12 protein-coding genes are annotated in these 14313 nt (G+C 42.1%); 8 read left to right on the top strand and 4 right to left on the bottom strand.

What is annotated here, in order from left to right; translation table 11 throughout:
* Positions 1-371 precede the first annotated feature (371 nt).
* Together RMY32_RS02540 and RMY32_RS02535 are read right to left on the bottom strand one after the other, a co-directional pair.
* Complete coding sequence (locus tag RMY32_RS02540) at positions 372-602, bottom strand: DUF6737 family protein (RefSeq protein WP_104906287.1); 231 nt, start codon at positions 600-602, stop codon at positions 372-374.
* 59 nt (positions 603-661) lie between these two features.
* Positions 662-2281, bottom strand: coding sequence for a cyclic peptide export ABC transporter (locus RMY32_RS02535; protein ID WP_322710027.1), 1620 nt, complete (start codon positions 2279-2281; stop codon positions 662-664).
* A gap of 404 nt (positions 2282-2685) precedes the next feature.
* On the opposite strand from RMY32_RS02535, the gene RMY32_RS02530 reads away from it, so the two are divergent.
* The 8 genes from RMY32_RS02530 (at position 2686) to folP (ending at position 12762) form a co-directional block, all read left to right on the top strand.
* The gene (locus RMY32_RS02530; RefSeq protein WP_322710026.1) at positions 2686-3564 is read left to right on the top strand and encodes an NAD(P)H-binding protein; all 879 of its coding nucleotides are present in this window, start codon (positions 2686-2688) and stop codon (positions 3562-3564) included.
* 292 nt (positions 3565-3856) lie between these two features.
* Positions 3857-5512 (top strand): B12-binding domain-containing radical SAM protein, encoded by a 1656-nt coding sequence (locus tag RMY32_RS02525; RefSeq protein ID WP_322710024.1) that lies wholly within the window; start codon positions 3857-3859, stop codon positions 5510-5512.
* 233 nt (positions 5513-5745) lie between these two features.
* Complete coding sequence (locus RMY32_RS02520; protein WP_322710023.1) at positions 5746-6549, top strand: SDR family NAD(P)-dependent oxidoreductase; 804 nt, start codon at positions 5746-5748, stop codon at positions 6547-6549.
* Positions 6550-6845: 296 nt separating this feature from the next.
* The gene (locus RMY32_RS02515) at positions 6846-7757 is read left to right on the top strand and encodes an MBL fold metallo-hydrolase (RefSeq protein WP_322710020.1); all 912 of its coding nucleotides are present in this window, start codon (positions 6846-6848) and stop codon (positions 7755-7757) included.
* 239 nt (positions 7758-7996) lie between these two features.
* The gene (gene hpnJ / locus RMY32_RS02510; RefSeq protein WP_322710018.1) at positions 7997-9451 is read left to right on the top strand and encodes a hopanoid biosynthesis associated radical SAM protein HpnJ; all 1455 of its coding nucleotides are present in this window, start codon (positions 7997-7999) and stop codon (positions 9449-9451) included.
* A 120-nt stretch (positions 9452-9571) separates the two neighbouring features.
* Positions 9572-10468 carry a hopanoid biosynthesis-associated protein HpnK gene (gene hpnK / locus RMY32_RS02505; protein WP_322710017.1) on the top strand — a complete coding sequence of 299 codons (897 nt, stop codon included), beginning with the start codon at positions 9572-9574 and terminating at the stop codon, positions 10466-10468.
* 130 nt (positions 10469-10598) lie between these two features.
* On the top strand, positions 10599-11819 hold the full coding sequence (gene hpnI / locus RMY32_RS02500) for a bacteriohopanetetrol glucosamine biosynthesis glycosyltransferase HpnI (protein WP_322710016.1): 1221 nt from the start codon (positions 10599-10601) through the stop codon (positions 11817-11819).
* 82 nt (positions 11820-11901) lie between these two features.
* Positions 11902-12762, top strand: coding sequence for a dihydropteroate synthase (gene folP, locus RMY32_RS02495; protein WP_322710015.1), 861 nt, complete (start codon positions 11902-11904; stop codon positions 12760-12762).
* Positions 12763-12765: 3 nt separating this feature from the next.
* Here the strand turns inward: folP and RMY32_RS02490 are convergent, their stop codons facing one another.
* Together RMY32_RS02490 and RMY32_RS02485 are read right to left on the bottom strand one after the other, a co-directional pair.
* Positions 12766-13602, bottom strand: coding sequence for an SPFH domain-containing protein (locus RMY32_RS02490; protein ID WP_322696241.1), 837 nt, complete (start codon positions 13600-13602; stop codon positions 12766-12768).
* A 35-nt stretch (positions 13603-13637) separates the two neighbouring features.
* Entirely contained in the window at positions 13638-13808 is a 171-nt protein-coding gene (locus tag RMY32_RS02485; protein WP_322710014.1) for a hypothetical protein, read from the bottom strand.
* Between the last annotated feature and the right edge of the window lie 505 nt (positions 13809-14313).

Genomic DNA, 14313 nt, shown 5'->3' with positions numbered 1-14313 from the left:
ATCCAGCAAAAACCCTAGTTTTTTGGCAAATACTTTTTCCACGTCACAGATTATAGATGAAGTTAAAAAAGTAAAACTACTGTCCTACAAAGATTTCAGCTTAAGCGATCGCGCTGCGAAAAAAATGGATAAAGTCGAGCTGAGAGGATGTCTGAGAAGTATTCAATATTTCGCTTGATCCCCCCTAGCCCCCCTTAAAAAGGGGGGAACTGGAATCAAAGTCCCCCTTTTTAAGGGGGATTTAGGGGGATCTACAAGTCTCGAATACAACACCAAAAAGTTTTCAGACATCCTCTGAGATGCTAAATCTCGGACGCGGTGGAATAATTTTCTCTACCTAAACTAATTTTCCGCATTACATTAAGCTCAAACTATTCTTTATACGATTCTAAAATTCCACTGCGAATCATTAGTTGCGGCCAAAACAACACAAAAAATACCATCCACGTTCCTATCGGGATGGAAACGAGAACTGTTAGCCAGATAGTTTTAAATAGTAACCAGCTACCACCAATCAGTGTTACACCTGTGAGAACTATAGACCAAGGTTGACACCACCAAGGTTTGTAGTTCCAAGGATTTATGGGCTTTTGTTCAGACATTGGTTTTATTTAGTCAAACTCCAAATATTCTTTTAAGAATTATGAATTATTTTCACAGATTAAGTTTTATCGTACTCTATTTTGCCATAGTCAAGTTTGATAATTCGGTCTGCTAAATGAAAATAGCGATCGTCATGGCTAATTACCAGTACTGTTTTACCCTGCGATCGCAGTTCTGGGAGAAGTTGAGTGTAGAATATTTCTTTGAATACTGGATCTTGATCGGCTGCCCACTCATCAAATAGATAAATTGGTCGATCTTCCAAGTAGGCTGTGAGTAAAGCTAGCCGTTTTCGTTGTCCTTGAGAAAGAGCAGTGGTAGAAATTTGTCCATTTTCAACTTTTACTTTATGGTCTAGTTGCAGTTTTTGTAAATATTTTCTGGCTTGAGCATCCAAGTAAGAATTTTTTAATCCTAAAAGTTCTTCAAATAAATAAAAGTCGGAAAACACCACGGAAAAATGCTGGCGATACCATTCTCGATTCTCTTCGCTAATTAACTCATCATCAAACCAGATTTCGCCGTTGTCTGGGATATAAAGCCCAGTAATTAATTTAGCTAATGTAGATTTACCGCTACCATTACCGCCGACAATGAAGACTAATTCTTGAGGATAAAGTGTTAGATCGACGGGGCCAAAAATAAAGCTATTGTCTTCTTGCTCTGTGTAGTAAGTGTGGGTGACACTTTGAAACTTTAACCTGTGCCAGTCAGATTTCAGAGCAGGTGGAACAGTGGATATTTCAGTTCGACTAGCTAGAGATAAACCCAGTGATTCGATTTTTTGTAAGGCAATGCTAGCTTTGCTTAATAGAGGAAGTTTACTGATGATGTTATCCATTGGTAACACCAAGTAAGTGAAGGTCAAAATATAGCCAGAGAGAGTTTCGGGATTGATAGTAAGCAGATTAGGCAACACGAATAATACAAAACCGAGAGCAAAAAAGAATATGAGTTGACCCCAGCTTGAAGTTATGGCAAAAAGGCTTAGACCGTTAACATTATGATGACGAAACTCGTTAGCAGTTGATTGTAATTTCTCTTCTAAAAAATCTTCACGCCGCTTGTAATTTAGTTTAAGTTCCTTGACTCCTTCGGTAATCGTGCGAAAATGTTTAAATAGATAATCTTCATCTTCACGAGCTAAAGTAAGTAATTTACCGCCTCTGTTGAGTAGCCACTGACAACTAGCGATCGCAACTACTGAAATTCCACAAACCATCAACAATACTAACCAAGAAAGCCAGGTTATATATGTTATACAACCCAGGACGATCGCTAAATTAATAAAGATAAAAGGCATCTGATAAACAGCATTAGCAACCGCTTGAATATCTTCTGTTAAAGTTGCCAATAATCGAGGATTCCCTAAGCGTTCCAGATGACTCAACTCGGAAGCGAGAATCTGGCGACTCAAACGCATCCGTAATTGCAAGACTGCATTCTGAGAAAGACGAATCAGCATCACTTGAGAAACGATACTGGTAATTAGTGCAACTATAGCCAGCCCCGCAAAACCCCAAATTATCGATGTGAGCCGGGAAGTACTACCGCTACTTGCAGCATGGCTAATTAAGGCAATCAAGCCAGCACTACTACCGCCGCTCAAAAATCCGGTAGCGATCGCGATCGCCACCATCCCCCACGAAGAACGCAAAAGAAAGTAAATCAAATTCATGACAGATGCCTATACCCAGTTGGACACAACAAAAAATGAAAATCTCTCTTTTTATGTCCCATGCGCGATTTCCATAATAGTTGTTTGCCAACCAATTAAATTTGCATTGCTAGGCTAGATTTTATATTTTACCAGTTAAACATCCCTTCAAATATCACCATGAATCAGGCACAAGGTCAGTAAATTGCAAAGTTTTTCTCAAGAGCTACGTCTGTGCCAATTCAATTCCCCGTACATATTAGTTCTAAATAATACCTAAATCAATAAAACTTATATTCTTGAAAAGAGTTTCAAAAAATGAAATTATAAGGAACCTACCCCCATCCTAATAATTACCATTAACTTCACCAAAACAAATAGCACTAACCAGTTTAGAAACCCTCGCAAACAAAAACGAAATATTTATGAAAGTTATAGTAACAGGTTCGTTAGGAAACATCAGCAAGCCACTGGCAAAGGAGTTAGTGCAAAAAGGTCATACGGTTACGGTTATCAGCAGCAAGCCGGAGAAGCAAAAAGACATTGAAGCTCTGGGGGCCACCGCTGCCATCGGCTCACTGGAAGACGTTAATTTCCTGGTGTCCACCTTTACTGGTGCTGATGCCGTGTATGCTATGGTGCCGCCAAACTATACCGTGCCCGATCCAAGAGAGTATTACCAGAAAACTGGCAGCAACTATGCACAAGCCATTCAACGGTCGGGCGTAAAGCGTGTGGTTCATCTCAGCAGTATGGGCGCAAATTTAGATAAGGGCACCGGATTCATTCTCGGTTCTCACGATGTAGAAGGCATTTTGAATGAGTTGTCAGACGTAGCCATTACGCATCTGCGCCCTGGTTACTTCTACTCCAATCTTTACAACTTTGTAGATATGATAAAAGGGCTGGGCTTTATTGGCGCAAACTATGGTGGCGACGACAAGCTTGTAATGGTTGCCCCAAGAGATATTGCCGCCGCCGCCGCAGAAGAGATAGAAACAGCTGTTACCGACAAGCAAGTGCGGTATGTGGTGAGTGACGAGCATACGGCCAACGAAACCGCTTACATCTTAGGCGAAGCCATTGGCAAGCCGGATTTAAAATGGGTAATCTTGACCGACGAGCAAACACAAAGCGGTTTGGAAGAGAGTGGAATGTCGGCACATATTGCGGCCAACTTTGTTGAAATGGGCACCAGCATTCACAACGGCGCATCGCGGCAGGATTATGAACTGCATAAGCCAATTGCTATGGGCAAAGTAAAGTTGGAAGATTTTGCAAAAGAATTTGCTGCTGCTTTTTAACAAAGAATTTACGCCCATCCTAATAATTACTCTTGACTTCACCAAAATAACTAGCCCTAACCGATTCAGAAACCCTTGAGGAAGTTATTAATTGTTTAGTTTGAAAAAAACTTTGCGATTTACTGAAGGTAAGATTGGGCGATTTATAATCTTTAAGACTTTGTTTTGAGCAAAAATACATTTCTAATTCGTTCTGCCTCCTACCTTTCTTTGGTAAGCTAGTTGGAATTACAGCGAATTATGTCAATAAACTGTCAAATTACCTGCTCAGTTTTCCAGGGTGAAATTTGCGATGACTGTGAATTTAAAGTCTTTAGAGAACCAAATTAATGTAGCGGACAATTCTAAAACCGCTTCTGTCACTCAAGGAACCCGCTACGTTCCTTCGCACCATCGACGCATTTTGTGTATTTTTCCCAAGTACAGCCGTTCTTTTGGTACTTTTCATCACGCTTACCCACTCATGGGTAGTGTTCGGGCTTTTATGCCACCCCAAGGTATTTTAATTGTGGCTGCTTACTTACCTAAAGAGTGGGAAGTGCGGTTTATTGATGAAAATGTCAAATCAGCAAGTAGGGCTGATTACCAATGGGCTGATGTGGTGATTGTGAGTGGAATGCATATCCAAAAACCACAGATTAATCAAATTAACGAACTTGCCCATCGAGCCGGGAAAATTACCGTTGTCGGCGGCCCTTCAGTATCTGGGTGTCCAGAATATTATCCTGATTTTGACATTTTACACTTGGGCGAATTGGGAGATGCTAGCGATCGCATGATCGAATATCTAGACCAAAACTCTCAACGTCCGCAACAACAAATTCGCTTTGAAACCAAGGAACGTTTACCCTTAACAGAGTTTCCCACCCCAGCTTATCATTTGCTGAATATCAATGATTATTTCTTGGCAAATGTGCAGTTTTCTAGTGGCTGCCCTTATCACTGCGAGTTTTGTGATATTCCCGAACTCTATGGCAACAGTCCCCGAATGAAAACACCAGAGCAAGTAGTCGCGGAGTTAGATGCAATGCGACAATCTGGCAATTTGGGGGCAGTGTATTTTGTCGATGATAACTTTGTTGGCGATCGCCGCGCCGCCATGAAGTTACTTCCTCATCTGATTGACTGGCAAAAACGCAATGGCTATCCCATCCAATTTGCTTGTGAAGCAACGCTCAACTTAGCTCAAAGTCCAAAGCTGCTGGAAATGATGCGCGAAGCTTATTTTTGCACAATCTTTTGCGGGATCGAAACACCAGAACCAAATGCCCTTCATGCGATTTCCAAAGACCAAAATCTGAGTATGCCAATCTTAAAAGCAATTCAGGTTTTAAATAGTTATGGTATGGAAGTAGTTTCAGGAATCATTATTGGGTTAGATACAGATACATCAGAAACAGCAGACCGAATTCTCGAATTTATTCGGGCATCGCAAATTCCCATGTTGACAATTAACCTACTTCATGCATTGCCGAGAACTCCATTATGGCGGAGATTAGAAGCAGAAGGGCGACTTGTCTATGATGAAAGCCGGGAATCAAATGTTGAATTTTTGATGCCCTACGAGCAAGTTGTTGAGATGTGGCGGCGCTGCATTACAACTGCTTATGAGCCAGAATTTTTATATCAGCGATTTGCCTACAATATGGAACACACCTATCCAAATCGCATCGAAGTTCCTAACAGCCCCTCTCGAACTTCTGCGGCTAATATTCGCAAGGGTTTAACTTATTTAACTAATATTTTGGTGCGGATAGGCGTATTTAGTAACTATCGTCAGACTTTCTGGAAAATGGCCAAGCCAGCACTAAAAGCAGGTAATATTGAAAACTTGGTTCACGTTGGACTTGTCGGACATCATTTGATTAAGTTTGCCCAAGATTGCGCCAAAAATGAAGAATCGGCTTCATTTTATTCCCAAAAAATCGTGACGAAAGTTCGTAGCTAAGGTAACAATTAAAATAAGTATTGAGAGCCTGAAAGTCTGTTAGAGGTATATACAGAACTGTAAAAAAGTAACCTTGAAGATACACTCGCGATACTTCCTGGGAAAGACGCGATCGCACTGCTACCTACCTAAGATTGTAAGGGTTGAAAGCCCACAGTCCATGCAATTATTTGGTAGCGAAATAAACCATCGCCAGCGAGTGTGGAGCAGTTACATAGGAATTTTAGATGGTTATGAACAGTTCAGTGACCCGACCCTTGGCTGTCGTGACAGGTGCCTCTAACGGCATCGGTTATGAACTTGCAAAACAGTTTGCTCAAAACGGCTTCGATCTTCTAGTTACAGCCACCGGATCGAGCATTGACGAAGCGGCTCAAGCTTTTGAGGAGCTGGGTGCTAAAGTTGAGACGGTGCAGGCCGATCTGGCTAGCTATGACGGAGTTGAGACACTCTACAACCAGATTAAGGGAACTGGGCGACCAGTGGATGCGATCGCCATCAATGCAGGTGTTGGTGTCGGCGGTGATTTCGCCCGTGAAACCGACCTAAAGGACGAACTCAATCTGATCGATCTAAATGTCGTATCCTCTGTACATCTTGCCAAACGGGTGGTAAAGGATATGGTTGAGCTTGGCAAGGGTCGAATCCTTTTCACATCGTCGATTGCTGCTTTGATGCCCGGCCCGTTTGAGACAGTTTACGCCGCCTCCAAAGCCTTTGTGCATTCCTTTTCAAAAGGGTTACGCAACGAATTGAAAGACACAGGCGTTACCGTCACCGCCCTGATGCCGGGGCCCACCGATACCAACTTCTTCCACCGCGCGGGTATGGACGATACAAAAGTGGGCACGGAGCAAAAGGACGATCCGGCTGAGGTCGCCAAGCAGGGTTTTGAAGCTTTGATGGCGGGCAAAGATGACATCATCGCCGGTTCTCTCAAAACGAAGCTTCAGGCGAATGTGAGTAAGGTTTTACCTGATACAGTCAGGGCTGAACAGCACCGCAAGCTCAGTGAGCCGGGGTCAGGCAACAACTAATTTGTACCTAATCAAGACTCATTTTAAGCGGGGTGCGATCGCCTGGGCTAACGGACTTGGAAAAAAGAAATTATCCCAAATTATTTGTACATCTGTAGGGGCGTACAACTGTCATTGGTGTCAATTTTAGCTAAAAGCCTTTTCAAATCTCGTTTCCAGCCTAGAGGCTGGAAATGTTGCTCCTAGCGGCTCTGCCGCCAGCAAGGGAGGCGGAGCCTCTAGGACGGCATTCCCAGTTTCCGACTGGGAACGAGACAATATCTAAAAGCTGGTTATAGGCTGACTTTCACGCTAAGTTGACATCAATACACAGATGTGCATCCTTACTCACTTTGACAGTCAAAGTCGTAATCGGAGGATTCATGCAAATTCATCATCTCAATTGCGGCTGTATGTGCCCGATTGGCGGGGCCCTGTTCGATGGCTTCAGTCGCGGCCCGAAGGCTCATCTAGTCTGCCACTGTCTGCTGATCGAGACAGAGCAGGGACTTGTTCTGATTGATACTGGCTTCGGGCTGCGCGATATCAACTCGCCTTACTCCCGCCTCAGCCCGTTTTTCATTCATTTCAATGGCATCCAGTTTGATAAAAAATACACAGCAGTCGATCAAATTGAAAAGTTGGGATTTTCCGCGCGAGATGTGCGTCATATTGTACTTACCCACCTTGATTTCGATCATGCCGGTGGTCTGGAAGATTTTCCAGAAGCAACCGTACACGTAATGCAAACTGAGATGGAAACCGCCCAGGATCGGCGCGGATTCATTGCCAAAAGGCGCTTTCGTCCACAACAGTGGGATGAGGTTAAGCACTGGAAGTATTATTCGGTGGGAGGCGAACCTTGGTTCGGTTTTGAAGCAGTACGTAACCTCGACGGACTACCGCCAGAAATTCTGCTTATTCCCCTTGTTGGTCACACACGAGGTCATGCTGGTATCGCCATTGATACACCAGAGGGTTGGCTTTTGCACGCAGGTGATGCCTATTTTTATCGGCACGAGATGGACTCAGCCAAAAAAAGCTGCACGCCAGGTTTACGCGCCTACCAATGGATGATGGAAGTGGATCGCCAGGCTCGATTGCTCAATCAAGATCGGCTACGCGCATTATCAAGCGATCGCAATAAAAATGTACGCTTGTTCTGTAGTCATGATGCTGTCGAGTTCAAAGCATTCGCTGACCAATCTAGTACAACACGGCAAAAATAAACCAATCATTCCAAATCAACAAAAGCTTGGTCATAGCGATTCCCAGTTAAGTGAGGTACAGATAATATTTTGAAACGCAGAGAGACGCAAAGTAAAGCGCAAAGGTACGCAGAGATTTTTCGCTAAAGAGAGAGAAATAGAAAATTTAATGAATGATTTAGAACTGCGATCGCATCTGCTGTCCTTTAGGTTTTATCCTAAAAAAGTGTTAGCTAAAACCTGCAAAAGGAAATCTACCTGTGAAAAAAACTTTGTTTCTCAGTCCTCCTTCCTTCGATGGGTTTGATGGTGGTGCAGGTTCCCGATACCAAGCCAAGCGCGAAATTACTTCTTTCTGGTATCCGACATGGCTAGCGCAACCCGCAGCCCTTGTGCCTGGTAGCAAGCTTATTGATGCACCCCCACACGGTCAAACAGTAGAAGATGTCATCGAAATTGCTCAAGATTACGAGCTAATTATCATGCACACCAGCACGCCTTCGCTGACTAATGATGTCAAGTGTGCCGAGACAATCAAAGCTCAAAACCCTGATGTCAAGATTGGCTTGATTGGAGCGCACGTTGCAGTATTACCAGAACAGACGTTGGTTGAAAACCCAATCATTGACTTTGTATGTCGTCACGAATTTGACTATACCTGCAAAGAAATAGCCGAAGATAAATCTTGGGAAGAAATCACAGGTTTAAGCTACCGCGATCGCCAGGGTAATATTCATCATAATCAAGATCGTCCCTTAATTCACGATTGGGATTCGATGCCCAGTGTATTGCCGATTTATCATCGCGATCTAGATATTACCAAATACTTTATTGGCTACTTATTGCATCCATACATTTCCTTTTACACTGGGCGGGGCTGTCCGGCAAAATGTACCTTTTGCCTTTGGCCGCAAACAATTGGCGGACACTTATACCGCACAAAAAGTCCCGAAGCTGTTGGCCGCGAGATGGAAGAAGCGAAAGCGATCTTCGGTGACAAAGTACGGGAATATATGTTTGATGATGACACATTTACTATAAACAAACAGCGAGCGATCGCCATTAGCGAACATCTGCGGCGACTCAAACTAACTTGGAGTTGCAACGCCCGCGCAAATCTAGATTATGACACTCTGAAAAAACTACGCGATAATGGTTTACGCCTACTATTAGTCGGGTTTGAATCTGGAAATCAGCAAATTTTAGATGGAATTAAAAAAGGAATCAAGCTGGAAGTAGCGCGAAAGTTTATGGAAAATTGTCATAAACTTGGCATTACCGTACACGGCACATTTATCATTGGTTTACCCGACGAAACCCCAGAAACAATTGAAGAAACAGTCCGGTTTGCTTGCGAGATTAGTCCGCATACAATTCAGGTTTCTATCGCCGCTCCATATCCTGGAACAGAACTTTATCGTCAAGCACAAGAAAATAATTGGTTTAGCAACACTTCTTTAGTTGCTAATTCTGGAATTCAAATGTCTACACTGCAATATCCAAATCTCTCCAGCGCTGAAATTGAGGATGCAGTTGAAAGGATGTATCGGAAGTTTTATTTTCGTCCCAGAGCGATTATTCCAATTGTTGGTGAAATGCTCACCGATCCGCAAATGTTAGTGCGTCGCTTGCGTGAAGGGCGGGAATTTTTCTCTTACTTAAAAGACCGTCGCACTCAAGCAACTGCAAAAGCAGAATCAGTAGTTGTTGGTTAGTTATTGGTTATTTTTATGGAGAATTGACGATAACCCAGCTAAATAAGTAAATGCAAAAAAATAATTTACTGCGATCTAATTCAATAGCTCAATTATCGGAACCTTAAAAATCCAAAACTTATGCAAGCACAGCGATTCGCCATCATCAATGGTGATGACTTTGGTTTCTCTGAAGGAGTTAATCAAGCAATTATCAAAGCACATAAAGAAGGAGTGTTAACTAGTACCAGCCTGATGGTGAGCGCTGATGCTGCAAAAGAGGCTGTCACTTTGGCAAAGGCCAATCCAAACCTGGCTGTTGGACTACATCTTGTATTAATATGTGGTCGTTCTGTTTTACCGCCAGAACAAATTCCCCATTTAGTTGACAAACAAGGTAACTTTTCTAACAGTCCATTTTTCGCCGGTTTGCGCTATCAATTTGTTAAGGAAACCCATCAAGAACTGCGCCAAGAAATTCGCGCCCAATTAGAAAAATACCGTTCTACTAATTTACCTCTTTCTCATGTCGATGGACATTTGCATTTGCACATACATCCAGTAGTCTTGCGAATTTTAGTTGACTTGGCAGCAGAATTTGATATTAAAGTAATTCGTCTTCCGAGTGAGGAACTAGGAATGACCTTGAGAGTGAATCGCAGTCATCTACTGACAAAACTAGTTTGGTCAGGAGTATTTGGCAGACTACGCCGCTATGGTGAGAAACTGCTAGAGGCCCAAGGTATTAGCTTTACCCAAAAAGTTTACGGTTTATTGCAAACTGGAGGCATTACAGAAGAATATTTACTTGGATTGATACCTCAGATTCAGGCAAACTTGGTGGAGATTTACTCTCATCCAGCGATGCCTGCGGCGGGCTTCTCTACGAGAGGCTACGCCAACGCCAACGCAAATAAAGAACTAAGCACAGGGGAAGCAGAACTGGCTGCATTGTTAAGTCGTCAGGTACGCGAAGCGCTCCTGAGTAACGGCTTTGAAATTACTAACCATCATTTCCTATCCCAACGTATCACCTAAATTTGATTTTCCATAATTCACAGTAATAACTTTGTCATCCAAATCCCATCTAACGTACATACAAAAATCCTAAGCTTATCGGCAGTGAATCTAGAAAATGCTAATACTAATTGCCTGGTAATGAATAGCTATGTTTGCATCTACCTTCTTAACAAATCTTCATGCGATCGCTAGTTATTTTCTCCTAATTTTGTGCATACCATCTGTTTTGTTTTATTGCTATGCAATTTATGCAGCAATAACTTTTTTTACTGCTCCCCAGGCAATTAATCGAGAGTTTCATCCACCTGTTAGTATCCTCAAACCCATTTGTGGGCTTGATAGTAATGCTTATGAAAACCTAGCCTCATTTTGTCAGCAGGACTATCCCAAATATCAAATTATCTTTGCAGTACGAAACTCTCAAGACCCTTGCATAGAGGTTGTAGAAAAAATCATCCACAATTTTTCAGATTTGGATATTTTGCTGATTGTAAGCGATCGCATCATTGGTACAAACCTGAAAATTAGCAACTTAGCCAATGCCGCAGCCAAAGCGAAATACGAAATTCTAGTCCTTGCTGATAGTGATATTCGAGTTGGAGGTGACTATTTGCAAAGAGTTATCCAGCCGTTGCAAGATAAAAACGTGGGTGTAGTTACCTGTATGTATCGAACCGTAACTCAAGGATGGATATCGATATTAGAAGCTATTAGTACTACTACTGAATTTCACGCTGCGGTTTTAGTCAGCAACATTAAAGAAAATGGTATAAAATTTGCCTTTGGTTCCACCATTGTGATCCCGAAAAAAGTACTAGAAGCTATCGGTGGATTTGAAGCGATCGCTGATTATCTGGCAGATGATTTCCAACTAGGCCATCTACCTGTCCAAGCAGGTTACAAAGTTGTCCTTTCTGACTACATAGTTGAACACGTACAGATAAGCAACAACTTAGTTGATGCCATCAGACGACAGATTCGTTGGGCGCGTGGTAAACGAGTTTCTCGTCCTTGGGGTTATTTAGGACTAATTTTTACCTATGGTGTCGTCACCAGCTTGTTGCTGCCGATTGCCACTAATGGTTCAATATTAGGATGGCTAGGATTATCTATCTGTTGGATAACAAGATTGATGATGGCTTGGGTTGTTGGTACTATCAGTTTGAAAGATCCAATAGTCAAAAAGTTTTTGTGGCTCGTTCTTGTGTGCGACTTGTTAAGCTTTGTTATTTGGTGTTTTGGCTTTATTGGCAACACTATAGAGTGGCGGGGACAACAACTGAAACTAACTAAAGATGGAAAGCTATTAGTACCAGAAGACAAAAATGATGAATTATCAATCAAAGTTTTGACTAATAGGGGTGCATAGCAATGCTAACTAAAGGTTGACTCAATCAAAGTTTCAGAATCTTGCTTCGATTATTGTTTTCCAAGAGTGACAAAACAGGGTTATGCCAAGGAACTTGATAATTCGAGAACGCTGTTTCAATTGGGGACAGCGGACTTATTTGATGGGCATTTTAAATGTAACGCCCGATAGCTTTAGTGATGGAGGTGAGTTTAACACTTCCTCTACCGCTTTAGTACAGGCGCAAGCACTGGTGGCTGCTGGTGCTGACATCATTGATGTGGGCGGTCAATCAACTCGACCAGGGGCAAAGCAAATAACTCTGGTGGAGGAACTTGACCGAGTACTATCGGTACTACAGGTGTTAAGACCAAAGATTTCAGTCCCGATTTCTGTAGATACAACCCGTGCTGCTGTAGCCAAGGCATCTGTAGAATCTGGGGCGGATATTATTAATGATATTTCTGGCGGCACTTTTGACTCAGAAATGTTGGCAACAGTCGCAAACTTAGGTGTGCCGATGATTTTAATGCACATCCGGGGAACACCACAGACAATGCAACAACAGACTGATTATCAAGATTTGCTTGGTGAGATTTATAGTTTTTTGGCTCGGCAAATTGAGGCAGCAACTACTGCGGGCATTGACCTGGATAAAATTATTATCGATCCTGGTATTGGTTTTGCTAAAAACTATGAGCAAAATTTAGAAATTTTTCGCGGTTTGCGATCGCTCTCACCACTCAATTGTCCTATCTTGGTAGGAGCATCTCGTAAAAGTTTCATTGGTCGCATTTTAAATCAACCAGATCCCAAAGCACGAGTTTGGGGAACGGCAGCAGCTTGTTGTGCTGCTATTTTTAATGGCGCTGATATCCTCCGAGTTCATGATGTTCAAGAAATGCGCGATGTTTCATTAGTCGCCGATGCCCTATCAAGACAAGCCGCACAGCATAACTCTTAAGTATTACTCTTCTTCGCTTTTTCTGCCATTACCTTCATGATTTACTGACTCGGCTATCAACTCCTGAAACATTTCACTTGAGTTAGCTGGGTCTACAAAGACAATTTTGGCATTACTGCTCTCACCAAGTTTTTGGCTAGCATCTACGTAATCTTGAGCCACAAGATACCGCAAAATATCCCTACTGTCGGGATTGGAACGTAGAGCTTGAGAAATGATTTGCACAGAAGCCATAGTTCCTTCTGCTTTTTTAATCGCAGCTTCCTTTTCCCCTTCTGCTTCGGTAATCAGTGCCCGTTTTTTGATAACGGCGGCTTGTTCTTCTTCCCTAGACTTTCGGACACTCTCAGGTAAAGTAATTCTCTGAATATCTAATCGGAGAATCTCAACTCCCCAATCTGCCGTTACATGATTCAACTGATCTAAAATAGCTGAGTCCATCTCTGCTCTAGAGACGTTGGTCTGCTCTAGGGTATTTTGGGCAATGATTTCTCGGAGCGTAGTTGTGGTGATCTGTGTCAACGATCCTTGCAGATCCTCAATCGCGTAAAAGCTTCTCTCGATATCTCGAATCCGCCAGTATACAATAGCATCCACTTCTACGTAAATATTATCTTGGGTGATCACATTCTGAGGTTTAATGTCTGTAAACTGCTCTCGTGTAGTATCTTCCATGACAATCTGATCGACCAAGGGAACAATAAAGTTCAGCCCCGGTTTAAGTTTTCGATGATACCGCCCTAAGCGTTCGACTAAGGCTTCATTTCCTTGATTAATCAGTTTTGCAGAACCTAATGCATAACCTATAAGGGCTAAAACTATAGCAATAATTGGCTCCATGTATGCTCCTATTAAACTTTGGGAAGAATTTAATGTCAAAGATATGCTACTAGCTTGTCATATCTTTGAGTTTTATGTTTTGAGTCTGTAATTTTATCAACACCAGCAGCGAGGTGGAATCGCTGCAAGTTTTGTACATATTCTCTAAGTGAGAGTATTTTGCGGAATGCGATCGCTATTAAAGCACCTTGATAAAACCCTGGCAAGGACTAATTGATGTAATCAACATTACTTGTACTGGCATTTTCAGACAGCCAGGAGGTTTATTCAGTATATTTACGTAAAAAAATTATATTCAGGTAAAAATTTGGCAAGATATAAAAACCCCACTATAATCGGATAAAAATTAGCTTGGGCTATTAAAAACATCAAAATATTATGAGTAGATTGTTAATCAAACTTATAGGTTTAATTCTACTTTTCACAGGATTATACTTTTTTGGTCAAAACATCATATTTGTTAGTGGTTACTATTCATATTTTTACCGTAGCTTGCCGGCTACAGCTTCAGTTTTAGCAACGATGACAGATATATTTGCATTAGTCTTTTTTCAAAGAGAAACTGGTAACTTATACCAATTTAATGTGAAGTTGCACATATCTTGATCCCCCTAAATCCCCTTAAAAAGGGGGACTTTGATAGATGTTTTTCCGGTTCCCCCTTTTTTAAGGGGGGTTAGGGGGGATCGAATTCTATGCAGCTTTATAAAA

Source organism: Nostoc sp. ChiSLP03a, assembly GCF_034531215.2.
Lineage (GTDB): Bacteria > Cyanobacteriota > Cyanobacteriia > Cyanobacteriales > Nostocaceae > Nostoc.
The sequence above is the reverse complement of the archived record's forward strand: the minus strand, read 5'-3'. Positions and strand labels throughout refer to the sequence as shown.